The sequence below is a fragment of the Devosia sp. genome (assembly GCF_036676215.1).
Classification (GTDB): Bacteria; Pseudomonadota; Alphaproteobacteria; order Rhizobiales; family Devosiaceae; genus Devosia.
Genome location: NZ_JAKFDJ010000052.1, coordinates 39973 through 65814, shown reverse-complemented (window position 1 = coordinate 65814; position 25842 = coordinate 39973). Strand labels below are relative to the sequence as shown.

The window sequence follows — 25842 nt, the reverse complement described above, 5'->3', positions numbered from 1 at the left end:
GGGATGCGAGATGCATGTAGGACGGTCATATCGGCTGATCGATTTTGCACTCTGGTCACGGCGCAGCGTGATCTACATGCTCGTGGTCAGCCTCCTGGCGATCGGGGTCTATTATATTCCCGGAATAGCCGGTTTCAGCGTGCCCTGGCCGGTGGTCATCATGCTGGGCACCACTGTGTCGCTGATCGCGGGCTTCAAGAATGCCCAGGTTCTGGCCCGTAGCGGGGAAGCCCTCCAGCTCTTTGCGCAGATTTCGGCCAGCAGCCGCGTATGGGCGAGCCTCTGCCGGGACTTCGCCGACCCCGACACCGCGCGCGCCCTCATTCACCGGCATCTGGCCTGGCTCACCGCATTGCGCTTCTCGTTGCGCCGCCCCATGCCCTGGGAAACGATGGCGCGGCCGAGCAATGCCGAGTTTCGCAAGCGCTACCATATCGCGGAGGACGAGAGCTCCCTGCAGACGGAGATCAGACCCTTGCTGATGGCCGAGGCCGAGATGGTCCTTGAGGCGCGCCATCCCGCCCCGCAGGTGCTCGATCTGCAGACCCGCCACCTCAACCAGCTGTTCAAGGAAAGCGCCCTCCCCCCGCAGATTTACGGCGAGCTGATGAAGTCGATGCGCGAAATGCATGACCTGCAGAGTCGAGCCGACCGGATCAAGAACAACCCCTATCCCCGCCAGTACGCCATCGTCGGCACGATGTTCGTGGCCATATTCTGCACGATACTGCCGTTTGGCGCGGTGCCCATCTTTGCCGATCTGGGCAAGTCCGGCGCCGTGCTTGGCGCGGCTACGATCTGGCTGGCAATTCCGTTCAGCACGCTGCTGGGATGGATGTACCTGTCGCTCGACCAGGTCGGAGAAAGTACGTCCAATCCCTTCGAGGGGAATGCCAACGACGTCCCCATCAGCCAGATTTGTCGCGACATCGAAATCGAGCTGCGCGGAATGCTTGGAGAGCCGAACCTGCCAGCGCCGCTGCCCGCTACCAACGGTTTTGCGACCTAGAATGCCAGCTTGGCCGTGACGCGGGGCTCCAAACCCGTTAGGGTTGCTCACTGGCGAATATGGCGACAGCATCGCTGAGCTGTCAGAACAGAATTGCCCGTATCGCGTGCTGATGCGGTGCCGGAGTTTGGCCGATGGTCATCGAAAACATCATGTATTTCGCGCTGGGCCTGCTCGTGGCCGGCCTGGTGTCGCTGATCATCCTGCCGGCGGTGTGGAAGCGCGCCGTGCGCCTCACCAAGCGCCGCATCGAAGCCGCCACCCCCATCACCATGGCCGAGTTCCGCGCCGACAAGGACCAGTTGCGCGCCGAATTTGCGCTGTCGACCCGCCGGCTGGAAATGCATGTGGAGACGCTGCGCAAGCGCCTCGCCGAACAGCTCGGCGAGGTCAACCAGAAGCGCAGCGACCTCGGCCTGCTCAAGGCCGAGCGCGACAAGAGTGTGGCAATCGTCAGCGAGTTGGAGGTCCGTGAGGCCGAACTGCGCGCCCGGATCCTCGAACTCGAGCGCGACGGCACCGATCTGGCGCAGCGTTTGCGCATGCGCGACCGCGAACTCGATATCCGCGGCGAGGAACTCGTAAAGCTGCGCGATACCCTGCGCGGCGGCCTGCCACGCGGCAGCGACCTCGATGGTCAGGCCCTCAGCGGCGATTATGACGACGATGTCGACCGGCTGACCACGGCTTTGGCCATCGAGCGCAAGCGCGCCAGCTTCCTCGAAGACCAGGCCAAGAGCCTGATATCCCGGCTGGAAAACTCCGATCGCCGCAGCGCTGAAGCGACCGCTGCCATCGCCCAGATGCGCGAAGCCCTCGCTGGCCGCAGCGACCAGAAAGCCGCCGATGCCGAGAGCCTGGTCATTGCCGAAGCCCGCATTGCCAGCGCAGAGAACCGGCTCAATGCCCTTCTCGCCGAAACCAGCCAGGCGATGGACGAGGCCAGTGGCCGGGCCGAGCAGTCGCTGGCCGACAAGCTCAACCTGGAAGACGAAGTCGAGACACTGCGCAAGAAGGTGCTCGACGTCGAATCCACCATCCTGTCCGACTGGGATAGCGAGCGGCTCGATGAAGCCTATCTGCGCGAAAAACTCAACGACATCGCCGCCAGCGTCAGCCGCCTGGTCTATGCCGTCGATACCGAAACCCCGGTCCCCAGCACCGAGGAAGAGAGCCTGTTCGACCGCGTGCAGCGCTTTGCCGATGATAGCGAGGGCAGCGACGCCCTGCCCATCGACCCGCCTCCCCGCGAACGCCGCGGCTCGGTTTCCGACCGCATGACGGCCCTGCGCGAGATTCAGGGCCGCTAGGCTGCCCCTACTCCCCGATCACCACCTGCCGCGTCAGCTCGCCCGTCGCCTGGTCGAACAGTGCCAGTGTCGTCACCCCGTCCAGCACATAGGTCACATTGATCGCCCCCTCGCTGAGCTGCGCCGAGACCACCTCGGCCCCCGCGGGCAACGCCACGGCCTCGGCCACGACCGGCGGCGGGGCGTCGCGCATCACGCGATAGACAAGGGCGATGCCAATCGCCATAAAGCCCAGCAACAGGATGCCGATCGATATCCCGAACGACCGGCGCGCCTTGCTGAACATGGCCAGCGCCTCGGGGGACAGCGGGGCATCCGCCTTGGGGCCGTCTGGCCCAGTCTCGTTAGGATCGCTCATGGCCGAAAATACCGCTGAAGAGTTCGAGGGCGAGGAAGGCGAAGTCCAGGTCTTGGTCATCGTCGATGCCGACATGGCCGGCGGCAGGCTCGATGCCTCGCTGGCCAAGGTGCATACCGTGCTGAGCCGCAACCGCATCAAGGACCTGATCCTTGGCGGCGCCGTCAGCATAAACGGGGCAACCGTCAGCGAGCCCAAATACCGGCTTACCGCAGGCGAGACAATCGTCCTTGTTGCCCCACCCCCAGAAGACGCCGAACCGCATCCCGAGAATATCCCCCTCGACATCCTCTACGAGGATGACCAGCTCATCGTCATCAACAAGCCCGTCGGCATGGTGGTCCACCCCGCCCCCGGCTCGCCCGATGGCACGCTGGTCAATGCGCTGCTCTTCCATTGTGGCGACACGCTGCAGGGCATTGGCGGCGTCAAGCGCCCCGGCATCGTCCACCGGCTCGATCGCGACACTTCCGGCGTCATGGTCGCCGCCAAGACCGAGACGGCGCACAAGCACCTGTCGGAACAATTCGCCGATCACGGCCGCACCGGCCCGCTGCATCGCGTCTATATCGCCTATGTCTGGGGTTCGACCGAAACCGCCAAGGGCACCATCGACGCGCCGCTCGGCCGTGACCAGAACAACCGCCTCAAGCAGACCGTGCGCAAGGATGGCCGCGAGGCGATTACCCATTATTTTGTCGAAGCGCGCTTCGGCGATCCCGGCTGGGACATTACCCGCGTGCAGTGCCACCTCGAAACCGGCCGCACCCACCAGATCCGCGTCCACATGGCCCATATCGGCCATCCGCTGGTGGCCGACAGCGTCTATGCCTCGGGCTATGCCACCAAGATCAACAGGCTGCCACCCGACGTGGTGGCGCCCATTCAGGCGCTGGGGCGCCAGGCTTTGCACGCCGCCGAACTGGGTTTCGAGCACCCGGTGACCAAGGAAGAAATGTTCTTCGAGGCCCCTCTGCCGCCCGATCTGCAAGCGCTGGACGACGCGCTGCAGGAATACGACAAGGCCTTCGCGCGTTAGCCCCGAAACGCAATCTTCGCGCAAGGTTGCTCGTCCATATTGCAACCCATGGGCGATAGCGACGTTTGCAAGGGTTCACCCCTTACAAAAGACAAATTGTCGCCTATATATCCATCGTAGTCTGCCGATGGTCCGTAAGGGCATCGCAGACTCATGTCCGCCCGCTTCATGCGGGGGAGCCAGAAAGGGGTGCGCATATGGCCCAGACCAATCTTCCAGTCCTCTCCGCCGAAGGGGGCTTGAGCCGCTATCTTCAGGAAATCCGCAAGTTCCCCATGCTGGAGCCGGATGAAGAATACATGCTGGCCAAGCGCTACAAGGAACATGCTGATCCCGGTGCCGCCCAGAAGCTGATTACCAGCCACCTCCGCCTCGTGGCCAAGATCGCCATGGGCTATCGTGGCTATGGCCTGCCCATCTCCGAAGTCATTTCGGAAGGCAATGTGGGCCTGATGCACGCGGTCAAGCGCTTCGAGCCCGAAAAGGGCTTCCGCCTGGCAACCTACGCCATGTGGTGGATCCGCGCTGCCATCCAGGAATATGTGCTGCGCAGCTGGAGCCTGGTCAAGATCGGCACCACCGCCGCCCAGAAGCGACTGTTCTTCAACCTGCGCAAGGTGAAGGGCCAGATCGCCGCCCTGGACGATGGTGCGCTGCATCCCGACCAGATCAAGCAGATCGCCACGACCCTCAAGGTCACCGAGGACGATGTGGTGTCGATGAATGCGCGCCTCTCGGGTGACGCTTCGCTCAACTCGCCGATGCGGGCCGACGAAGGCTCGTCCGAATGGCAGGATTGGCTGGTCGACGATACCCCGAGCCAGGAAACCAGCCTGGGCGAAAGCCAGGAATTCTCCGAGCGCATGGGGCTGCTGAACAGCGCCATGGACGTGCTCAACGAGCGCGAACGCGCCATCTTCCAGGCCCGTCGCCTGCAGGATAATCCCGCGACGCTCGAAGAGCTGGCCCAGCAGTATGACGTCAGCCGCGAACGCATCCGCCAGATCGAAGTCCGCGCCTTCGAAAAGGTCCAGGACGCCGTCAAGGAAGCCGCCGCGGCGCACTGAGCCGGGTTGAGATTTGCAAAAAGGCGGGCAGCAATGCCCGCCTTTTTTGTTTGGGACCACAACGCCCCCACCTGACCTCCTCCTGAGGGGGAGGAACCGCGCAGTGTATGTGTGGCGAGAGGGCGATCCAAACCCGATCTGCCCGTCCCCCTTCAGGGGAGGCTAGGAGGGGGTTGGCCAGACACAATCCCACACCCACCGCACGTCACCCTCGGGCTTGACCCGAGGGCTCTTCACTTGTGGAACGTCGGATAAGTGCAGTCCCATCGGGTCAAGCCCGAAGGTGACGACCGCATTTGCTGGGGTGTGCACGTTCAAACACCAACTTATCCCCCTCCCCAAAACCTGTGGCACACTCTTCCCATCACCCCGCATGGGCGGCCTGCAGGCGAACAGTGGCGGGGTGAGCCGGGCGCGGGCTTTGCCTCTCGCGCAGGTTCGAGAGCCGGCCGCAGCATGGCGAGCGTTCATGCTGCGCGATAACCGGTCCTGTTCCAAAAACCGGCGCCCCGAGGCGACTGTCGTCTCGTTTTTAAATTTCCAGAGGCGGCATCCGCCTCGGGGTCCGTCCATTTATGAAAACCGCGTTCAGGCGGCGCTTTGGCTCGCCTCGATGAGATCCCACAACCGCTCCTTGCCCAGGATCAGCAACCACGGCGTGTCATCGACCGGCACCACTTCCACGCGCCCGCCCGTCCCTTCATTGGACGTCCCGATCAGCCCGCCGGGCTCCAGCGTCAACCCATCCATCGGATAGAACAGGCCCGTCGAATGGCTGAAGCTGATCGGCAGCAGCGGATGGATCGACACCCGCTCCCGCTCCACCGCCTCAAAGGCGATGGGCCCGACCACGGCCAGCGCCACGTCCACCTCGTCCACCAGCAGCAGCTTGCGGGTCGGCGCATATTCCAGCACGGCGCTCAGCGCCGCCAGAGTGTGGTCGAGCCGCTTGCCGGTCATGCCCAGTGCCAGGGTCACCGGCGCTCGGGTCGAATAAAGCGACTTCTGGAAATCGGTGGTGAGCTGTTCGGGAATATGAATGACCCGGGTCCGCGCCTCCCATTCCGACCGGTCGGCGAGCGAATCGAGGTCCCCGATGATGGCGGCAGGCAAAAGGCCGGCATCGCCAATCGCATCGGCGCCCCCATCGGCGCCGACCAGGGCGACCCCACGCGCCGCCAGTTCCACCAGCAAGGCAGGGTCCACCGCCCCTCCACCGACAATGGCCATGGGGCGATCGAATACGACCATTGGCGCATCCGCACCCGGCACGGAAGTGTCTTGCACTGTCACAAAGCTCTCATTAAGTGTGAGGCGTCTCGCTGGGGTGCTCCGGAGGTTTCCGGAGCTGAGAATTACCCATTGAACCTGAACCAGGTCATGCTGGCGGAGGAAGTTCGAGATGGCAAGGGCATCTCGATGCCCTCACCATTGACACCCCCTTCACTCATGGCCGTGACACCATTGAAGGGAATGACCCATGGTCAAAATCACCCGTCTGGCGCTTGCGGTCCTTACCGGACTGTTCGCCGCTCCCGCCCTCGCCGAAGAAGTGCCGATCCTCAAGGTCTATACCTATGACAGCTTCGCCGCCGAATGGGGCCCCGGCCCCGGTCTCAAGGCCGGCTTTGAAGCCATCTGCGGCGGCTGCATCGTCGAGTGGATCGCTGCCGACAGCTCCATCGGCGCGCTGCGCCGCGTTCAGCTTGAAGGCGAAACCACCGAAGCCGACCTCATCGTCGGGCTCGATACCGCCATCGCCGGGGAGGCCCGCGCCACCGGCCTCTTCGCCGATCACACCCTCGACCTCTCGGCCCTGACCCTGCCCGAGCCGTGGACCGACGCGCAATTCGTGCCCTTCGACTACGCCCACTTTTCCTTCGTCTATGACGCCGACAGCGTCGCGACGCCCCCCAAGTCCTTCGAAGAACTGATCGCCCTGCCCGAGGACTTCAAGATCGTGGTGCAGGACCCACGCTCGGCCACGCCGGGCCTTGGCCTCGTGCTGTGGATCCGCGCCGCCTATGGCGACCGCGCCCCCGAAATCTGGGCCGGCCTCAAGCCGCATATCCTGACGGTCACCCGTGAATGGAGCGAGAGCTACAACCTCTTCCTCGAAGGTGAGGCGGACATGGCGCTGAGCTACTCGACCTCGCCGGCCTACCACATCAGCGCCGAAGGCGATGACACCATCCACGCCGCCCTGTTCGACGAGGGACACCTGGCCCAGACCGAAGTGGCCGGCATCCTCAAATCCTCCGACCATCCGGAACTGGCCAGCCAATTCCTCGCCTACCTCGCCTCAGTCGACGGCCAGAAGGTGATCCCCACCACCAACTGGATGTTCCCGGTCATCGATCTGGGCGCCGACCTCGACCCCGCCTTCGCCACCCTGCCGCAGCCCGCCAAAACCCTGACGCTGACCGACGCCGAGATCGAGGCCAATAGCCAGGCCTGGATCGACGAAATGCTGGCAGCGGTGCAGTAAGGGCCTGATATGTCCGAACACCCCCTCATCCGCCCTTCGGGCACCCTCTCCCACGCGGGGAGAAGGGGGACTCGGAATTTGGGGAGGCAAGATGCCACCCCTCTCCCCTCGTGGGAGAGGGTGGATCGGCCAACGGCCGAGACGGGTGAGGGGAATTTGGCGATTGGGCTGTCATGCTGACCCTGCCCCGCCGCCCCGTCCGCATCGCCGCAGCCACCACCTTGGCCGCCGCTATTGCGGCGCTGATTGCCCTCGTCCTCTGGGCCATCCTGGCGGCCGCTACCGGCGCTGAGGGCGACACCTCGCGGATCGACATCCCGCACCTGCTGCGCATGACCTCGACCCAGGCCGGATTGACCGCGATCCTCTCCCTGGCGGTCGGCACCGCCCTCGCCTGGTCGCTCAATCGGCTGCGCTTCCCCGGCCGGGACTTCGTGGTCGGCCTCTTCGCCTCTGCCATCGTCACCCCCGGCATGGTGGTCGCCTTCGGGCTCCTCTCCATCTGGGGCCGCAATGGCTGGATCAACCAGGCCAGCGAGGCCCTGTTCGGCGTCTCCATCGGCAATCCAGCCTTCGGCTTGTCTGGCATCCTCTTCGCCCACGTGGTGCTCGACGGCGCCTTCGCTGCCCGCATCCTGCTGGCGCGGCTCGACGCCATTCCCGCCGCCCGCCTCAAGACCGGCCAGTCGCTCGGCCTCTCGGCCTGGCAGCGCTTCGCGATCATCGATTGGCCAGCCCTGCGCAGCACCATGCCCGGCCTGGCCGCCATCATTTTCCTCCTCGCCTTCACCAGCTTCCCCATCGTGCTGCTGCTTGGCGGCGGCCCGGCCAACCAGACGCTCGAAGTCGCCATCTACGCCGCCGTACGACAGGACTTTGATCTCGCTGGTGCGGTGCGCCTTGCGGCTACCCAGATCGCCGTCTGCTCGGCGATCATTCTCGCGGCGTCCGCACTGGCGCCCATTCCCACCAGCTTGAGTGCCTCAGCCGCGCCGCGTTGGCGCGATGCCGGCCTCGCCAGCCTGCTGCAGGGCGTGGTGCTGGTCCTATGCATCCTTGGCTTCGCGCTGCCGCTGCTCTCGGTGCTGCTCGATGGCTTGGGGACCGGCATTGGCAATCTCGTCGTTCGGCCAACCTTCTGGTGGGCGGCGGCCAGCAGTCTCGTCATTGGCGCGGCCTCCGCCATGCTGACCCTCGTGCTGGCCCTGCTGCTGGCCCTCGGGCGAGGCGCCACCGCCAACGGTCCCCTGCGCACGCTGCTGGGCATGCCGGCCTTCGCCTACCTGGCGGTGCCCGCCGTTGTCCTGTCGCTCGGCTTCTTCCTGCTGGTGCGCAATCTCGGCGTTGCCCCCGCGACCGCCGCGCCCTTCGTCGTCATACTCGCCAATAGCTTGCTCGCGCTTCCCTTTGCCATGGCGACGCTTGGCCCACCTCTCGAAGCCATCGCCCACAGCCGCGGCAAGCTGATCCGCTCGCTCGGCCTCTCCGGCTGGCGCCAGTTTGCCTCGGTCGAATTTCCCCTCTTGGGCCGCGATATCGGCGTCATGCTGGCGCTCGCCTTCTGCTTCTCGCTGGGCGATCTGGGCGTCATCGCCCTGTTCGGCACCCAGGATTTCCAGACACTGCCACTGATGATGTTCCGTTCGCTGGGCTCCTATCGCAGCAATGATGCAGCGGCCATTGCCGCCATCCTGCTGATCGGCACCATCGTCGCCTTTGTCGGCCTGCCCAGGCTCTTTGAAAGGATCGCCGATGCTGCGCGTTGAGAACCTGACCTTTGCCCATCCCGGCCAGGCGACGCCCTATGTCTTTTCGCTCGCAGCCAATGCCGGCGAAGTCACCGCCATATCGGGCGTCAGCGGCTCGGGCAAATCCACCCTGCTCGACCTGCTGGCAGGCTTCCTGGAGCCCTCCACCGGCCAGGTCACACTCGACGGCCAGGACCTGCTGCCACTACCACCCGAAGCCCGGCCCGTGTCGCTGCTGCTGCAGTCGGAAAGCCTCTTCGAGCATTTGAGCGCCGCCAGGAATATTGCCCTCGGCCTGCCCGCCGGTGCCAGCAAGGCAGAAGCGCGCGCCCTGATCGCCGCCGCGCTTGCCGAAGTCGGTCTTGAAGGGGTCGGCGAACAACGGGCCGCCACGCTGTCGGGCGGGCAGAAGCAGCGTGCCGCCCTGGCGCGGACCTTGCTGCGCGCCCGGCCGGTCCTGCTGCTGGATGAGCCGTTCTCGGCGCTGGACGACGAAACCCGCGCGGTGATCCGCGACCTAGTACGGACGCTGACCGTGCGCCATGACTGGCACACCTTGTTGGTCAGCCACCACGCCGACGACGTCGAGGCACTGGCCAGCCGGCGCTATGTCCTGAGAGACGGTCGGCTGTCGGCAAGCGAGCCGGGGACCGAAAAGTAATCCCCGGACCATGCCCGGGGATCTAGACTGCCACAATGAGAGAGCTATTCGGCCCAGGTGGCGAACACTTTGTCGAACAGCACCTGCGCCGTTTCATCCTTTTCCAGGGTGATAATGGCGTTGCGGCCCGTACCATAGACCACCGCAAGGTCCATCCAGCGGCGGTTTTCCAGGAGGTCCGCATTGGTGGTCGCATCGGCCGGCGTTGCGCTCAGTGCGAACAGGAACGAATTGCCCACCACTCGGGCGGACGCGCCGATCAGGGCGGTGCCCGGCACCAGTTCCTCGTTCTTCAGCAACACGCCCGGCAGATTGGCGATGGTGCCGCCGATGAAGGTGTCGCTCACCTTGAAGTCGACTTCCATCAGATGGCTCGCCGGCAGGCTGGGATCGGAGTTCTTGCGAATGGTAATGTCGACACCCAGATTGCGCGCCGGAATGCTGGCGGTGGCTTGCAGCGTCGGCAGGCCGAGTTCGTCGACCCCTTCAGTCCATTCAACGGTGCCAGAGAAAGGCACCGCCCCTGTCGTTCCGTCCTGACTGGCTTCCAGCAGCAAGGACTGGCTGCCCGCCAGCACGGCCGGATCGACCGAAGCCGCCGGATCGTTTGCCGCCAGTGCCGTCGTCTCCTCGCCAGGCAGGCGTTCCTCGCCCTTGTCGTCGCCAGCGTTCACATCGGGCAGCACCGATTCAGCGCCCGTAGGCTGCACCGGTTCCGGCGTCGGCTCGAGCCGGTCCTCGATCTGCAGGCCGCCAAGTCCGCTGCCGGACAAACCATTGGTCGTAGTGGGCGACGTATTGCCCGGGCCGACCGCAGCATCTGGGGCCGAACCGGCAGGCTGTACCGGATCCAGCGTCGGTGTCGCCGGCGTCGTCTCTGTCGTTTCGGTCACCGGTGCCTGGCCGAACATCTGATCGATATCGACATAGCCTTCGCGCCAGGCCCAGAAACCCGCACCGCCGGCACCAGCCAGCAGGATCGCAAAGACCACGAGGAAAATAGTCAGCCCTGCACCGCTGCGTTGCTGCACGGGGGCATCTGCGAAGCCGGAATCATCGCTTTCATCGACTGCGTCAGCTGCCACAAACGCTTTGGCCGCGGGGTCGGGCAGGATCACCGTCGTCTCGCCGCGAGCTTCACGGTCCAGTGCCTCGATAGCACGCTCAATGGCCCCCTGCGCCTCGCTCGGATCGGGTTCGACCTCCACTTCGCGGACGCTGGACAATGCCTCCTCGACTGGGGGCGCCTCCAGGACAGCAATGGGGGCCGCCACCTGTTGCCGGGCGACGGCGTGATTGCCCATCGAGGGCTCGACGCGGGCAGTGACACGCACCACCTCGGCTGCCGAATTGGCAGCCAGAGGCGGCGGATCCCGGCGTGGCTCGAAACTCGGCCCCTTGAGCGGCGCCTCCATGGGCCGCACATTGGATGCTGGCTGCAGCGGCGAACTTGGCCCCGTCTTGGCTGCCTCGGCGCGGGCAACGATCGACGGCATCGAACGCAGCTCGGCCTTCAGCTCCGGCTTTCCGGATGGAGCCTCCTCGTCCTTGACCAACTTGACCGGCGCACCAGTCGTTTCGGCTGCCTCCGAGATAATGTCCTCGATGGACATGCCGTCCTTGGCGGGCGCTACCGTGTCCTCGGACTTGGGCACATCGACCGGGTCGGCAGGCTTCGAGGTTTCGGCTGGCCTGGTGGCATCGGCGGACTTCGAAGCGTCAGCTGGCTTGGGAGCGTCGGCAGGCTTGGGTGTTTCCGCCACCGGCGCCGGAGGCGATGCGACAGGAGCGGGCACCGGGTCGGCGGGCAGCATTGTGGGTCGCGGACCCAGGACGTTCTCACGCCCCAGTGTAATCACGGCCTCGCTTGCTTCCTGCTCGACCTGGCGGATGCAATCTTCGAGCTGCAGGCGATGCTGGGTAATATCGCGCGCCGGCAATGGGGGCGTGATGGCGCGCAATTGCCCGACCAGAGCCGAACGCGCCTTCTCATAGACAGCCCGGCGGGCGGCCCCATTGTTCTCCGGAAGCGCCGAGATGGCCCGGCGCAACAGCTCCTTGTAGTCCGCCATTGGTTAGTTGGTACTCACAATTGCAGCGACGTCTTGTAGCAAAAAAAATCAGTCTTGGAATGGGTCAACGACAAGGATGGTATCGAGCCGCTCGGGGCTCGTCGACAGCATTGCCACCGGCGCCCCGATTTGTTCCTCGATATACCGGACATATTTGATCGCTTGCGCCGGCAAATCGGCCCAGCTGCGGGCGCCCGCGGTCGTCTCGGACCATCCTTCGAGGGTCTCATAGATCGGCTTAACCCGCGCTTGTGCCCCCATTGAGGCAGGCAAATAATCAATCCGTGATCCGTCCAGCTCGTAGCCGACGCAGACCTTGATCTCCTTGAGGCCATCGAGCACGTCGAGTTTGGTCAACGCGATTCCCGATATGCCCGAGGTCTTGACCGTCTGGCGCACCAATACCGCGTCGAACCAGCCGCAGCGGCGCGGCCGGCCCGTATTGACGCCGACCTCGCGGCCCACGGTAGCCAGATGCCGCCCGATCTCGTCATCGAGTTCGCAGGGAAACGGGCCCTCGCCGACGCGGGTCGTATATGCCTTGGTGATGCCCAGCACATAGCCGATGGCAGTAGGCCCCAGGCCCGACCCGGCAGCTGCCTGCCCCGCCACGGTGTTGGACGAGGTGACGAACGGATACGTGCCGTGGTCATTATCGAGCAAAGCGCCCTGGGCGCCCTCGAACAGGATACGCGCTCCGGCCTTGCGCTTGTCGTCCAGCACCTTCCAGACCTGGTCCATGAACGGCAGGATTTCGGCGGCTACGCTGGTGAGTTCATCGTAGATTTTCTGTGCCTCGATCTCGACCAGGCCCATGCCGCGACGCAGCGCGTTGTGGTGGCCGAGCAGGCGTTCGATCTTGACCATCAGCGTATCGGGCTCGGAAAGGTCGATCAGGCGGATGGCGCGGCGGCCAACCTTGTCCTCGTAGGCCGGGCCAATCCCGCGCTTGGTGGTGCCGATCTTCAGGCCTGAATTGGAATCCTCGCGGATGGCATCCAGCTCGCGGTGCAGCGACAGGATCAGCGGCGCATTGTCGGCGATGCGCAGAATTTCGGGCGTGATCTTGACCCCCTGCCCGCGAAGCTTGGCCATCTCCTGGACGAAGTGATGCGGATCAACCACCACGCCGTTGCCGATAACCGAGAGCTTGCCCTGAACCAGGCCCGAAGGCAGCAGCGCCAGCTTGTAGCTGACCCCGTCAATGACCAGTGTGTGGCCGGCATTGTGGCCGCCATGATAGCGCACCACCACATCGGCGCGCTCACTGAGCCAGTCAACGATCTTGCCCTTGCCCTCGTCGCCCCACTGCGAGCCGACGACAACCACATTAGCCATAGAAATACCTTCTCCAGGATAGGCGCGATACAAAGGGTCCGGCGAACTCGCCGCACCCTTCCCACTTTGGACGTCTGTCCCCCCGGCCACCTTTGGTAGAAGTTTGATCGTGGCCGAATAACTGCTAAGTCCGATTGTCCTTACATCACCCGGGCGACGATGACAAAGCCGCTAGATCACGAAAATCGCGGCATTTCGGCCCGCCTGCTCGACCAGCCCTACCTGCTGCTGATTCTGGCGCCATTGTTCTGGGGCGGCAATGTCGTTGCCGCCAAGCTGGTGGTCGACGAAATCGACCCTTTCCTGCTGCTGGCCAGCCGCTGCGTAGGCGCAACCCTTTTCATTCTGCCCTTTTCCTGGCGCTTCCTCGCCGCCGACTGGCCGCTGATCCGCCGCCACTGGCTGCTGCTGATGGCCTATGGCGCGGTCGGCTATGCCCTGTTCAACGGTTTTCTTTATCTGGGCCTGACCACCACGTCGGCAGTTAATTCCTCGATCGAGCAGGCCTCGCTCCCCATGCTGATCCTGGCGGCCAACTTCATCGTTTTCCGCGTGCGGGCCACATTGCTGCAGATATTGGGCGTGCTGATCGCCATTTCTGGCGTGATTCTCACTGCCACCCATGGCGACCCGGCGCGCATCCTGACGCTCGACCTCAATGTTGGCGATGGCTTCGTGATTTTGGCATGCCTCACCTACACCGCATATACCTTGGCGCTGCGGTTCCGCCCACAGGTCCACATGATGACCTTCATGGCCGTGGCCTTTTTGGGCGCCGCCATCACCGCGCTGGTGATGCTGCAACTCTTGGGCTCAGGCATCGCGTCCTTTGCGGAAATTCCGCAAATGTCGCCGCTGGTCTGGGCTGTCATCGTCTATGTGATGATCTTCCCGTCCATGTTCAGCCAGGTGTTCTATGCCCGCGGCGTCGAGCTGGTCGGCGCCAACCGCGCGGCGCCCAGCCACAATCTGATCCCGGTATTCGGTGCGCTCGGCTCGGTGCTCATTCTGGGTGAACGGCTGGAACTCTATCACTATCTGGCCGCCATCATCATCATCAGCGGCATTGTGCTGGCCGATTGGGCGGCCCGGCGGCGGCGTTAGGTGCGGATATCTCCGCACCCAATCGAGACGCTTCGCCCCTCAGAACCGCAGGGCTTTGGCCTGCTTGACGCCTTCAAGCGACGCGATCTCGGCCAGTTGCGCCTCGGTCAGGGTCCCGTCGATTGAGACCAGCGCAATGGCGTCGGCGCCGACTTCGACCCGGCCCAGGTTGAAGTTGGCGATGTTGATGCCGAGCTTGCCCAGCAGCGTGCCTAGCCGGCCGATATGGCCCGGCTTGTCCTCGTTGGTCACGTACAGCATGGACGGCGTCAGTTCCGCTTCCATGTTGATGCCCTTGACCTGGATGACCCGCGGCTTGCCATTGGCAAAGACCGTGCCGGCCACGGCGCGTTCCTGCCGCTCGGTCACCACGGTCAGGCGGATGTAGTTCTCATAGGCACCCTGCTGCTCGCGGGTCACCACCTCGACATTGATGCCACGGTCCTTGGCGATCTGCGGCGCCGAGACCATGTTGACCTCGCCCATCATCGGCTTGAGCACGCCATTGAGCGCAGCCGCCACCATGGGACGGGTATTCATCGCCGCCACGTGGCCCTCGAACTCGATCTTGATGCCCTTGATCGCGGTCTCGGTCAGCTGGCCGGCAAACGAGCCCAGCACTTCGGCAAGCTTGATGAACGGCGTCAGCAATGGCGCCTCCTCGGCCGAGATGGACGGGAAGTTGAGCGCATTGGTGATTTCGCCGCTCATCAGATAGGCCGAAATCTGCTCGGCCACCTGCAGCGCCACATTCTCCTGAGCCTCGGTGGTCGAGGCGCCAAGATGGGGCGTGCAGATCACGTTGGGCAGGTCGAACAGCGGGTTTTTCTCGGCAGGCTCCTCAAGGAACACATCGAGCGCCGCTCCAGCCACATGGCCGGACTTGAGCGCGTCATACAGTGCCGCTTCGTCGATCAGGCCGCCGCGGGCGCAGTTGATGATGCGCACGCCCTTCTTGGTCTTGGCCAGGGCCTCGGCATTGATGATATTGCGCGTCGCGTCGATCAGCGGCGTGTGCAGCGTGATGAAGTCGGCGCGGCTGAGAAGTTCATCCAGCTCGACTTTTTCGACACCCATGGTCTGCGCGCGTTCCGGCGTCAGGAACGGATCGAAGGCGACAACCTTCATCTTGAGGCCCAGGGCGCGGTCGGCGACGATCGAGCCGATATTGCCGGCGCCGATCAGGCCGAGCGTCTTGTTGGTGACCTCGACGCCCATGAAGCGGTTCTTTTCCCACTTGCTGGCGCGGGTAGAGGCATCGGCCTCCGGCAGTTGGCGCGCCAGTGCGAACATCATGGCGATGGCGTGCTCGGCTGTGGTGATGGAATTGCCGAAGGGCGTGTTCATCACGATGATGCCCTTCGTGGTCGCGGCGGGGATGTCGACATTGTCGACGCCGATGCCGGCGCGGCCGATGACCTTGAGATTGGTGGCTGCGGCGATGATCTTTTCGGTCACTTTGGTGGCCGAGCGGATCGCCAAACCATCATAATTTCCAATGACTTCGAGCAGCTTTTCCTTGTCCTTGCCCAGATCGGGCAGGTAGTCGACCTCCACGCCATTGTCCTTGAAAATCTGAACGGCGGTGGGGCTGAGCTTGTCGGAAACGAGAACCTTGGGCATGACGCCCTCCTTAGTTTCGTCACACCTGTGAACGGTGGATGAATGGATGGAATGGGGGAAAACGGCGCCCTCAGGCGCCATTGGAAATGTCAGGCAGCAGCCTTGCCGAGCGCGGCCTTTTCCTCGGCAAAGGCAAAGTCCAGCCAAGGCACCAGCGCAGCGAGATCGGACGTTTCGACGGTCGAGCCGGCCCAGATGCGCAGACCCGAAGGCGCGTCCTTGTAGGCGCCGATGTCATAGGCGACGCCGGCCTTGTCGAGGCGCGACACGATGGCCTTGGCAAAGGCCGCCTGCTTGTCGGCATCGAGCGCCGTCACCGCCGGATCGACGATGGAGAAGCAAACCGAGGTGTTGGATCGGTTGGCCGGGTTCTTGGCTAGGAAATCGACCCAGTCGGTCTTGGCAACCCAGTCGGCCAGCACCTTGAAATTGGCGTCGGCGCGCGCCTGCATGGCCGAAAGGCCACCCAGCGATTTGCCCCATTCCATCGCGTCGATGGCGTCCTCGATGCAGATCATCGAAGGCGTATTGATGGTCGCAGCCTCGAATACTTCCTCGAGCAGCTTACCGCCCTTGGTCAGGCGGAAAATCTTGGGCAGCGGACGGTCCGGCTTGAAGGTCTCGAGCCGTTCGACGGCGCGCGGCGACAGGATCAGCACGCCATGGGCGGCTTCGCCACCCAGCGCCTTCTGCCAGGAGAAGGTGACGACATCGAGCTTGGCGAAATCAAGGTTCTGCGCAAAGGCCGCCGAGGTGGCATCGCAGATGGTCAGGCCCTTGCGGTCGGCCGCAATCCAGTCGCCATTGGCGACCCGCACGCCCGAAGTGGTGCCGTTCCAGGTGAAGACCACGTCGCGATCAAAATCGACCTGTCCGAGATCGGGCAATTCGCCATAGGGCGCCTTGAGGATGCGCACATCATCGAGCTTGAGCTGCTTGCTGACGTCAGTGACCCAGCCCTCGCCGAAGCTTTCCCAGGCCAGCATATCGACGCCACGGGCGCCAAGCATCGACCACAGCGCCATTTCGACGGCGCCGGTATCCGATGCTGGAACAATGCCGATGCGATAGTCGGCCGGGACCTGGAGCAGTTCGCGCGTCAGGTCGATGGCCCGCTGGATGCGGGCCTTGCCCGGCTTGGAGCGGTGCGAACGACCGACCAGCGCATTGCTGAGCGCTTCAACCGTCCAGCCAGGACGCTTGGCACAGGGGCCCGACGAAAAATTGGGGTTTGCCGGTTTCACCGCCGGCGCGATCAGGGGCATTGCAGCCATCTTCAGCGACCCTCCCAGGTCTATGCGTCTCGCGTTAGGGCGAGATGTCCTGAGGCGGGAGATACGCCCGGCAACCCGTCTGCGTCAATAGGCCTTTTGACGGTGGTGGGTGGTGGTGGCGGCGGCTGTGCGGCGGCTCCGGAACTCATAAGTTTGTTTGGGGAACATAACGGAGGGCCATTCGCAGGCTTTCCAAGGAGATAAATCAAATATCAGTTCATTTTCGCTGGACCACTGGGGGTCGCCACTTCGGCGTGTCGGCGAAGGTCCTGCGAGCCCTCGGCTCGATTTGGTCTCGGTTGGTGCGAACTCGGCTGCAAGAAAGGTCGCCGGCCGCACACTCCAGGACGCTCACGAGCGAAGTTCCGCTGCCAGGTGTCGGCAGGCCCGCAGGGTGAGAGCCATGATGGTGAGCGTAGTGCCGGCGACGCCGCTGGTGGGGAAGGCGCTGGCGTCGGTAACCAGCAGATTGGGCACGTCCCAGCTTTGGTTCCAGCGATTGAGCACCGAAGCCTCGGGTGTCTCGCCCATGCGGGCGCCGCCCGCTTCATGGATGGCGGCGCCCATGACCATGGTCTTGGTGAACATGCGGCGGAACAGGAAGCGGCTGATCGGGTCGGCTTCGGGATAGGCGCCTCGGCCTTTTTCCACGAGACCGAGCGGGGAACCGACGAATTCGAGTTCACCACCGGTGCCTTCGACCATTTCGGTGAGCGTATCGAGCTGTCGAGTCAGTGTTGCCTTGTCCGCCTCGCCCATCTTGCAGCGGATATGGGGGACGGGAATACCCCAGGCATCCTTGGTCCTCGGATCAATGGTAATCCGGTTGTCGGCATCCGGCTGCATGATGCCGAAGCCGAAAAAGGACAGGCGCGCATCCCCCGACCTTCCGGTCGGGTAGCGGCCGATGCTGCCCTGAAAATTGAAGTCGCTGGCGGCCTTGCCACCCTCGCCCACGAAGCGCGGCACGAAGATGCCACCAGACGGGCCATAGAATGGATCGGGCGGCGCGGTATCGGCAGGAGCGGCTCCCTTGGCCTTGGGATAGGTGCCGGTGGCAATGCAGGGCAACTGGTCCATGAAGTAACGGCCCAGCAGGCCCGAACTGTTGCCCAGTCCGTTGGGATGGCGGGCCGATGCCGAATTGAGCATCAGCCTTATGCTTTCGATGGGAGAGGCGCATAGCACCACGGCCGAGGCGGCAATGGTGCTGCACGTGCCGGTCAGGCGGTCCAGCACCTCGGCGCCGATGGCGCGGCCGGTGGTTTCGTCGGTCAGAACCTTATGGGCTATGGTGTTGTAGCGGATTGTCAGGTTGCCGCTGGCCATGGCCTCGCGCAGCGGGTGCAATATCCGGGTCGGCTCGGGGCCGATATAGCGCCAGGTGATGACGCGGCGGTCCGGCCACCTGCCCTCGAGGTCAGCCTTGAACTGCTGCTCGGCGTCGGTCAGCAGCGCCTCGTGGCTATAGACGCTGTCGGGCTGGGTCGGCACATCGTCGACGCGGCCATAGATGCCCAGGGACCGCTCGACCTCCTCGTAATATGGCACGATTTCGTCATAGGCGACGGGCCAGTCTTCGCTTGTGCCGGCGCGGCTGCGCATCCTGAAGTCGTCGTCGGTCCAACGCAGCAGTGCCCGCCCGAATGTATGGGTGCGCCCGCCGGCCTGGCGTCCGCGGATCCACACGAAGGGCGCGTCCGGTGGAGTGGTGTAGGGATGCTCGCGGTCATTGACGAACAGATGCCGCATTCGCATGTCGAAATAGGCGGCCCGTGCCTGGACGCCCTGGCCCGTCAGCGTCGCCTTAGCGCGCTGCCAGAGATTGATGTCCGACTGCCGGATCTTGCGCTGCGCATCGAAGTCCTTGGGACCGATCTCGGGCCCGGCCTCGAGCAGCACGACCTTGAGCCCCTGCGCTGTCAATTCCCGCGCCGCAAAGGAGCCAGAGGCTCCCGAACCGATGACCATGGCGTCGAATTGGGCAGTAGGCATGTGGGCGGACTTTCTTGGAGGAGGCGTTCAGGCGGTTTGATTGCCGGCGACGAGCCGGCCATCGACCCAGACGGAAGAGAGATTGGCGCGCGTGGCGCCATAGAGAATCTTCTCGAAGATGGCGGCTGGATCGGTGAGGTCGAACAGGCGGATGCCACCCTGGCGCTGGGTGGTATCCACGGCGATGGCGTCGAAGTGGTAGCCGGGCGCGAACTGCCCGATCGGCAGCTCCAGCGCATCACCACCACCGGCCGTCGCCAGGTGGAATGCGGTGACGAGGCTCACCGCCGACTCGGGACGACCGCGTTCACCAGCAGGACGGGCAGGATCGACGCCTTCCTCCAGCATGCGCGAGGACTGCACCGTGGTGAGGCAGGCATTGAACATGGAGGCTGACGGACCGCCCGAAATGTCGGTGCCCAGACCCACCCGCACGCCGCGCGCCATGGCCGCGCGCAGGGGGAAGACGCTATTGGCGAAGTAGATGTTGGAGAGCGCGCAGTGGGCGACGCCGCTGCCGCGCGTAGCGAGGCGATCCATATCGTCGGGGGTGAGGAAATTGCTGTGTGCCAGGACGGTTTTGCGCGTGAGCAGGCCGAAACCGTCCAGTGCCGCCGCATCGGTCATGCCGTAGCGGTCGAGGACATGGCCATGCGCCCAGTCGCTTTCCGAGCAGTGGGTCTGCACGTGGCAGCCGCATTCGGCAGCGAGCGCGCCCAGGCCCTTCAGGGTCTCGTCGGTGCAGGAGGGAATGAAGCGCGGGGTGATGACAGGCAGGACCCGGCCTTCGCCATTGTCCCTGTGCTGCCGGATATGCTCGATGACCGCCCGCGTATCGGCAACGGCAGCTTCGGGACTGGCGTCGCGATAGTTTTCGGGACAGGCACTGGGATCGTCCATCGCCACCTTGCCCACCAGGGCACGCTGGCCTTTTTCGATGCAGACATCGGCGAGCAGCTTGCTGGCCTCGCGATACTGGGTGGCGAAATAGAGGGCGGTTGTCGTGCCATTGGCCAAGAGGTCATCGACCAGCATGCCGTAGCTCTCGGCGGCGAAATCCAGGTCGGCGTAGCGGGCTTCCAGCGGGAAAGTGTATTTGTGGAGCCAGACTTCCAGCGGCGCGTCCAGCGCCAGCCCCAGTTGCGGATACTGCGGCGCATGCACATGCAGATCCACCATGCCGGGCAGGACATAGCACCCTTCCGGCAGGCGCAGCATGGTGTCGGCATGGCGCGCTTCAAGCGCCCCGCGCCGTGGATCGTCGGGCGGCACCACGGCCGAAATGATACCGGATGCGTCTATCGTCACCAGTGTATCGGCCAGAAACTCGAGCCTTTCGGGCGTCGGTGCATGGATGAACGTGCCGATCACCGCCTTGTCGCGCAGGTGCTGGATGCCATTGGTCACGAAATCTGGCTCCGCAATTCGGGCGCAAGGGCGCGCACGCTCTGACGCAGCACCAGTTGGCAGCGCACCTCGATGCGATCGGGCGGAGCCAAAAGCTCCCCGGTGGCCATGCCAATCACGAGGTCCACCGCCTGCCGGCCCATCTCGGCAGTCGATTGCTGCACGGTGGACAGGCTGGGTGTCATGAAGGCACCGACCGACGCGCCGTCAAAACCGACGACCGAAACATCGCCCGGCACGTCGAGCCCGCCATCGATCACCGTCTTGATGAAGCCAATGGCGGTGTCGTCATTGGCGCACACCACCGCGGTGGGGCGCTCATCGGGCGCAAGGGCCAGGTAAAGCTGCCCGGCGGCAATGCCGCCTTCAAAGTTGAAATCTCCCGGCATCGTCTGCAAGCTTGCTGGCGATATGCCGCTGCGTGCCAGCGCTTCGCGGACGCCGCGCAGGCGTTCGATGTCGTGGTAATTGTCGGTCCGGCCGCGAATATAGAGAAAGCGCGCGTGTCCGAGCTCCACCAGCGCTTCGACAGCCTCGCCGATGGCCTGGCTGTCATTGCTGATGACGCTGGGAATGCTCTGCCCGCTCATGTCGAAATGCAGGGACACAACCGGCAGCCCCGCCTGCATGAGATTGCGGTCAGCGGTGCTGGGGATCGGAGTGGCCATGAGCAGCACGCCCGACACCGTGCCGCCAAAAGCCAGCGACAGGATGTGCTCGTCCGTCTGCGCCGCGCGCGACACGTTGGCGATGACCAGAGAGTAACCGCGCGCGGTCATGGCCTCGGCCGCTGAACGCAGCACTTCGAGGACAGTCTGGGACGCACCGATATAGAGCTCATCCGGCAGCACGACCATGATGGTGCGCGTCTGTCCGATGCGCAGGTTTCTTGCCGCCTGGTTGACCATGTAGCCCAACTTGCGCGCCGCCGCTTCCACCTTGAGCCGCGTGGGTTCGGCGATGCGACCCGGCTTGGTCAGCGCGCGGCTGACGGTGGAGGGGGCTACTCCCGCCTCGCGCGCCACGTCGGCCACCGATGGGGCCGGAGCGCGGTCGGGCGCTGATTTTTTGCTCATTGCTTCACCTCCTCCGTCCTTCATGCCGGGAAAATTCCTGCGCCGTCAAACACCTAGAGCCGCCTAATCGGTAGGCACTATTTGTGCTTGCGTACGAAAAAGCCATGTGCAATCAATATTGCATTGGCAATCGATTGCCAACCCACATTTGATCGATGGATCAAAATATAGACAGAACAAATCCGCCGTTTTCGGTGGATGGAGATTGATTTTGCCAATGGTATCGAGAATGAAGATGGCCGTTGATCTAGTGACATTCTTCCATCCACAGTTCTGGTCGGTAGATAGCGTCAAACAGATCATCGAAGTCGCGGAGAAGTCTCCAGATTTGTTCTGGAACAGGATGCTCGATACCGTCGAAGCGGCAGGTCTCACGGGGATTGAACCAACCTTTTCCCCATTCAACTGGCAGCATGCCCTCAAGACTTTCGGCTCCGTTGAGAAATTTTCCGAGGCCCTGACCCGCCGTGGCCTCACTCTGGCCAGCGGCTTCTTTGCCGATCTTGAGCATGGCAGCGACATTGCCGACCCGGCCACACGTGTCCGGGTATTCGATCTGGCCAGGCGCTATGCCGAGGTGATTGCCGCTTGCGGCGGCGACGCCATGGTGGTCGGCTTGCCGATGCGGCGCACCCGTGGTGCCGACCAGCCGCTTTTCGTAGATCTGCCCTATGCGCAGCGTCTTGCAGAGGTGCTGAACGAACTTGGTGCCATGACCCTGCGCCACGGCGTCCGGCTGGCGCTGCATACCGAGGCGCATTCGGTTTTCTGCACCAGCCGCGATGTCGATCTGTTCATGCTGCTGACCGATCCGCTCTATGTCGGCTTCTGCCCCGATGCGGCCCATCTCCTGGGCTCGGGTGCCGATCCGGTGACGGTTACGACCCGCCATATCGACCGGCTGGTGGTGGCGCACTGGAAGGACGCCACCGGCGTCATGCCGTTCGACATTCCAATCGATGCCGGCATCCACGATAGCCACCAGCAGTATTTCTGCCGGCTCGGTGCCGGGCGCGTGGATTGGCCCGCCTGGGCACGCATGTATCGCGACCACAAGATTTCCGGCTGGGCCGTCCTCGAACTGGATGCCGCAGCCGATCCCCTGTCCGAAATGATCGCCTCGCGGCAGTTCGTCGAGACCACTCTGCTCCCCATCATCGACTGAAGAACGGCAGCCCCGTCCGCTCTTCGCATCCAGGAAGGACTCCACCATGCGTCGTCTACTCCTCCCCAGCCTCGCCGCCCTGCTACTGGTTTCCACCGCCCAGGCGCAGGAGCTCACCGCCGAAGTCGCCCATTCCTGGACCTCGGGCGGCGAGGCCGCGGCCGTCAAAATCATCTCCGATGCCTTTACCGCCAAGGGCGGCACCTGGGTGGACTGGTCGGTCGCCGGCTTCGAGAACGCCAATGCTGCCTATATCAGCCGGCTGCTTGCCGGTGATCCGCCGACCGCCAAGACCGCCGTTGCCGGGCCGGAAGTCACCGAAGTGGTTGCCCAGGGCCTGATGAACGACATCGACGCTGCCTTCCACGCGGCCGTGCCCGACGGCGTCGTGCCGCAGGTGGTGCTTGATGCCATCACGGTGGACGGCAAGGTCTATATGGCACCAACCGGCATGCATGCCGGCAACTGGATGTTCTATTCCAAGCCAGTGTTTGAAAAGGCCGGGATCACCGACGTGCCGACGAGCTGGGACGCGTTCTTCGTCGCCATGGACAAGATCAAGGCAGCCGGCATCACGCCGATCGCCTGGGGTGGCCAGTCCTGGCAGGAGGGCATCGTGTTCCATGGCGTTGTGCTTTCGACCATCGGCGACGCGGCCTTCACCAAGCTCTACACCGACGGCGATCTCTCGGTGATCGACACGCCCGAATTCGCTGAAGCGGTGGCCATTTTTGGCAAGCTGCGCGACTATGTCGATGCTGGCGCCCCGGGCCGCAACTGGAACGATGCGACCGCCATGGTCATCAAGGACGAAGCGGGCCTGCAGTTGCTATCGGACTTCATCAAGGGCGAGTTCGCCACCGCCGGCGAGGTGGCCGGCACCGATTATGGCTGCGCCCTCACCCCGGGCACCGATTCCCTGATCATGCTGGCCGATGCCTTCACCTTCCCCAAGACCGGCAATGCGGACGAGGACGCCGCGCAGGTGCTGCTCGCCGAAGCCGTGCTCGATCCGACGGTCCAGGCCGAATTCTCGGTCATCAAGGGGTCTGTGCCGATCCGTACCGACGTCGACACCAGCGGCTTCGACAGCTGCGCGCAGGAGGCCATTGGCCTGGTCAAAGAGGACAAGATCGTGCTCGACGCCGCCATGACCCTGTCGCCCGCCATCAATGGCGGCTTCAAGGACGCCGTCGGCGCCTACTTCGCCGATCCCTCGATGAGCGTCGAGACGTTCATCGAGCAGTACAAGGCGGCCTTCGCCAATGGCTGATCACCGGGCTGCGCGCTCCCCTGCGTCCAGCCCGGCCCGACCTCGGGCTACCGGCAGACTGCGTCTGCCGGTAGCCGCTCTGGCGGCGCTGACACCGGCCTGGCTGATTATCCTGCTCGTTTATCTGGGCACTACGGTCTGGACGGTGCAGCTCTCGCTCACCAATTCACGCATGCTCCCCTCTAGCGAGTTCGCGGGCCTGGCGCAGTATCAGCGCCTGTTCGGCACCGCGCGCTGGTCGATTTCCATCCAGAATCTGCTCACCTTCGGGGTGGTCTATGTGCTCGGTGCGCTGGTGGTCGGCTTCCTGCTGGCCATTGCCATCGACCGCCGCGTGCGCTTCGAAAGCATGTGGCGCACCATGCTGCTCTATCCCTATGCGCTCTCCTTCATCGTCACGGGCCTGATGTGGCAATGGCTGATGAATCCCGAGATCGGCATCCAGGCCACGATGCGCGCGGCGGGCCTGGCCTGGTTTACGTTCGACTGGACCACGCGCTCCGACATGGCGATCTATGCGGTGGCGCTGGCCGGCATCTGGCAGAGCGCGGGCCTTGTCATGGTGCTCATGCTGGCAGGGCTGCGCGGCATCGATGCCGACCTCTGGCGTGCCACCCGCATCGAGGGCATCCCTATGTGGCGCACCTATCTCTCCATCGTCCTGCCCCAGCTCGGCCCCTCTGTCGCTACCGCCTTCATGCTGCTGACCATGGGCGCCGTCCGCACATTCGACCTGGTGGTGGCGCTCACCAATGGCGGGCCCGGCCAATCCACCGAGGTGCCGGCCAAGTTCATCATGGACAGCCTGTTCGCCCGGCAAGACCTCGGCCTGGCAACCGCCGGCGCCACGGTCATGCTGGTGACGGTCATGGCCGTGGCCGTGCCGATCCTTTATGCGCGCGATATCTGGGCGCGCCGCCAGACCGGGAGGCTCTGATGCGCGACCCCTTTCCGCAGCACGCGCATGGCCCGCGCCCGCAAGGCCTGACCCTGCCGCGCATCGGCCTCTATGCCTTTCTGGTCGTGGCGGCGCTGTTCTTTCTGCTGCCCGCCTATGTGATGCTCATCACCTCGTTCAAAAGCATGGACGAGATCCGCTCCGCCCAGATCTTTGCCCTGCCGCAGGTGCTCGACTGGTCGGCCTGGAGCACGGCCTGGTCGAGCGCCTGTGCCGGGGTCAACTGCAACGGCGTCAGCGTCGGCTTCTGGAACTCGGTCAAGATCACCGTTCCGGCCACCATCCTGTCGGTGCTGCTGGGCGCTGTCACCGGCTACGCGCTCTCCTTCTGGCGACCGCCGGGCTCGAAACTGCTTTTCGCAGCCATCACCATTGGCGGCTTCATTCCGCTGCAGATTTTCCTCTTCCCCATGGTGCGGGGTACCGCGGCGCTGGGTCTCTACAACTCATTGGCCGGCATTGTGCTGGTCCATGTCATCTTTGGCCTGCCGCTCACCACCCTGCTGTTCCGCAATTACTACGCCTCCATCCCGGTGGAGCTGTTCAAGGCGGCCCGGGTCGATGGTGCCGGCTTCTGGCGCATCTTCTTTTCGCTGATGCTGCCGCTCTCCCTGCCCATGCTCATCGTTGCCGGCCTCATGCAGATGACCGGCATCTGGAACGACTTCCTGCTCGGCCTCGTCTTTGCCGGCCGCGATAATCTTCCCATGACCGTGCAGCTCAACAACATCGTCACCACCACCACCGGCCAGCGTGAATACAATGTCCATATGGCGGCGACCGTGTTGACCGCACTGGTGCCGCTCGTGGCCTATTTTGTCTCCGGCCGCTGGTTCGTCCGCGGCATCACTGCCGGCTCCGTCAAAGGTTGATCCCC

Annotated in this window: 21 protein-coding genes and 1 riboswitch; of the genes, 12 read left to right on the top strand and 9 right to left on the bottom strand. The window is 64.1% G+C overall.

The genetic code is table 11. From position 1 onward, the window contains the following. Positions 1 to 10: 10 nt before the first annotated feature. Positions 11 to 1009, top strand: a complete 999-nt coding sequence (locus V6M52_RS04695; RefSeq protein WP_332699958.1) for a bestrophin family protein — start codon at positions 11 to 13, stop codon at positions 1007 to 1009. Positions 1010 to 1143: 134 nt separating this feature from the next. After that, the gene (locus V6M52_RS04690) at positions 1144 to 2319 is read left to right on the top strand and encodes a hypothetical protein (RefSeq protein WP_332699955.1); all 1176 of its coding nucleotides are present in this window, start codon (positions 1144 to 1146) and stop codon (positions 2317 to 2319) included. Between the two features lie 7 nt (positions 2320 to 2326). Here V6M52_RS04690 and V6M52_RS04685 read toward each other — a convergent pair whose 3' ends face one another. Next, positions 2327 to 2677 (bottom strand): DUF6476 family protein, encoded by a 351-nt coding sequence (locus tag V6M52_RS04685; RefSeq protein WP_332699952.1) that lies wholly within the window; start codon positions 2675 to 2677, stop codon positions 2327 to 2329. Between V6M52_RS04685 and V6M52_RS04680 the strand changes: the two genes are divergently transcribed. After that, complete coding sequence (locus V6M52_RS04680) at positions 2676 to 3716, top strand: RluA family pseudouridine synthase (RefSeq protein ID WP_442881811.1); 1041 nt, start codon at positions 2676 to 2678, stop codon at positions 3714 to 3716. The genes V6M52_RS04685 and V6M52_RS04680 overlap by 2 nt on opposite strands. Positions 3717 to 3913: 197 nt before the next feature. Continuing rightward, positions 3914 to 4783: an RNA polymerase sigma factor RpoH gene (rpoH, locus tag V6M52_RS04675; RefSeq protein ID WP_332687617.1), complete on the top strand. Its 870-nt coding sequence runs from the start codon at positions 3914 to 3916 to the stop codon at positions 4781 to 4783. 588 nt (positions 4784 to 5371) lie between these two features. On the opposite strand, the gene V6M52_RS04670 is transcribed toward rpoH, so the two are convergent. Beyond that, on the bottom strand, positions 5372 to 6034 hold the full coding sequence (locus tag V6M52_RS04670) for a thiamine diphosphokinase (RefSeq protein ID WP_332699949.1): 663 nt from the start codon (positions 6032 to 6034) through the stop codon (positions 5372 to 5374). Positions 6035 to 6096: 62 nt separating this feature from the next. Then, positions 6097 to 6197, top strand: a riboswitch (TPP riboswitch). Positions 6198 to 6263: 66 nt separating this feature from the next. Between V6M52_RS04670 and thiB the strand changes: the two genes are divergently transcribed. From thiB to V6M52_RS04655, 3 genes are all read left to right on the top strand, one after another. Beyond that, a complete protein-coding gene (gene thiB, locus V6M52_RS04665; RefSeq protein WP_332699946.1) occupies positions 6264 to 7271 on the top strand; it encodes a thiamine ABC transporter substrate binding subunit in 1008 nt (335 codons plus the stop codon). A 173-nt stretch (positions 7272 to 7444) separates the two neighbouring features. Continuing rightward, a complete protein-coding gene (locus V6M52_RS04660; RefSeq protein ID WP_332699943.1) occupies positions 7445 to 9037 on the top strand; it encodes a hypothetical protein in 1593 nt (530 codons plus the stop codon). Further along, positions 9024 to 9680, top strand: a complete 657-nt coding sequence (locus V6M52_RS04655; protein WP_332699940.1) for an ATP-binding cassette domain-containing protein — start codon at positions 9024 to 9026, stop codon at positions 9678 to 9680. The genes V6M52_RS04660 and V6M52_RS04655 overlap by 14 nt, the downstream gene beginning before the upstream one ends. 44 nt (positions 9681 to 9724) lie before the next feature. Here the strand turns inward: V6M52_RS04655 and V6M52_RS04650 are convergent, their stop codons facing one another. Together V6M52_RS04650 and V6M52_RS04645 are read right to left on the bottom strand one after the other, a co-directional pair. Then, the gene (locus tag V6M52_RS04650) at positions 9725 to 11752 is read right to left on the bottom strand and encodes a hypothetical protein (RefSeq protein WP_332699937.1); all 2028 of its coding nucleotides are present in this window, start codon (positions 11750 to 11752) and stop codon (positions 9725 to 9727) included. Between the two features lie 48 nt (positions 11753 to 11800). Beyond that, on the bottom strand, positions 11801 to 13090 hold the full coding sequence (locus tag V6M52_RS04645) for an adenylosuccinate synthase (RefSeq protein WP_332699934.1): 1290 nt from the start codon (positions 13088 to 13090) through the stop codon (positions 11801 to 11803). Between the two features lie 159 nt (positions 13091 to 13249). On the opposite strand from V6M52_RS04645, the gene V6M52_RS04640 reads away from it, so the two are divergent. Further along, complete coding sequence (locus V6M52_RS04640; RefSeq protein WP_332699931.1) at positions 13250 to 14194, top strand: DMT family transporter; 945 nt, start codon at positions 13250 to 13252, stop codon at positions 14192 to 14194. Between the two features lie 39 nt (positions 14195 to 14233). Here V6M52_RS04640 and serA read toward each other — a convergent pair whose 3' ends face one another. The 5 genes from serA to V6M52_RS04615 all read right to left on the bottom strand — a co-directional run bounded on the left by serA (position 14234) and on the right by V6M52_RS04615 (position 21569). Then, the gene (gene serA / locus V6M52_RS04635; RefSeq protein WP_332699928.1) at positions 14234 to 15817 is read right to left on the bottom strand and encodes a phosphoglycerate dehydrogenase; all 1584 of its coding nucleotides are present in this window, start codon (positions 15815 to 15817) and stop codon (positions 14234 to 14236) included. 89 nt (positions 15818 to 15906) lie between these two features. Next, a complete protein-coding gene (locus V6M52_RS04630) occupies positions 15907 to 17082 on the bottom strand; it encodes a phosphoserine transaminase (RefSeq protein ID WP_332686272.1) in 1176 nt (391 codons plus the stop codon). Between the two features lie 360 nt (positions 17083 to 17442). Beyond that, positions 17443 to 19086 (bottom strand): GMC family oxidoreductase, encoded by a 1644-nt coding sequence (locus tag V6M52_RS04625; protein WP_332699925.1) that lies wholly within the window; start codon positions 19084 to 19086, stop codon positions 17443 to 17445. A 27-nt stretch (positions 19087 to 19113) separates the two neighbouring features. After that, positions 19114 to 20493, bottom strand: a complete 1380-nt coding sequence (gene guaD, locus V6M52_RS04620; RefSeq protein ID WP_332699922.1) for a guanine deaminase — start codon at positions 20491 to 20493, stop codon at positions 19114 to 19116. After that, positions 20490 to 21569 carry a LacI family DNA-binding transcriptional regulator gene (locus tag V6M52_RS04615; RefSeq protein WP_332699919.1) on the bottom strand — a complete coding sequence of 360 codons (1080 nt, stop codon included), beginning with the start codon at positions 21567 to 21569 and terminating at the stop codon, positions 20490 to 20492. The genes guaD and V6M52_RS04615 overlap by 4 nt, the downstream gene beginning before the upstream one ends. A 235-nt stretch (positions 21570 to 21804) precedes the next feature. On the opposite strand from V6M52_RS04615, the gene V6M52_RS04610 reads away from it, so the two are divergent. From V6M52_RS04610 to V6M52_RS04595, 4 genes are read left to right on the top strand one after another with little or no spacing between them, the layout of a single operon-like run. Next, positions 21805 to 22734: a sugar phosphate isomerase/epimerase family protein gene (locus V6M52_RS04610; protein ID WP_332699916.1), complete on the top strand. Its 930-nt coding sequence runs from the start codon at positions 21805 to 21807 to the stop codon at positions 22732 to 22734. Positions 22735 to 22780: 46 nt separating this feature from the next. Further along, positions 22781 to 24007, top strand: a complete 1227-nt coding sequence (locus V6M52_RS04605) for an ABC transporter substrate-binding protein (RefSeq protein ID WP_332699913.1) — start codon at positions 22781 to 22783, stop codon at positions 24005 to 24007. After that, the gene (locus tag V6M52_RS04600) at positions 24000 to 24944 is read left to right on the top strand and encodes a carbohydrate ABC transporter permease (protein ID WP_332686266.1); all 945 of its coding nucleotides are present in this window, start codon (positions 24000 to 24002) and stop codon (positions 24942 to 24944) included. Before V6M52_RS04605 ends, V6M52_RS04600 begins: the two co-directional genes overlap by 8 nt. Beyond that, complete coding sequence (locus V6M52_RS04595; RefSeq protein WP_332699910.1) at positions 24944 to 25837, top strand: carbohydrate ABC transporter permease; 894 nt, start codon at positions 24944 to 24946, stop codon at positions 25835 to 25837. Before V6M52_RS04600 ends, V6M52_RS04595 begins: the two co-directional genes overlap by 1 nt. Positions 25838 to 25842: the final 5 nt, after the last annotated feature.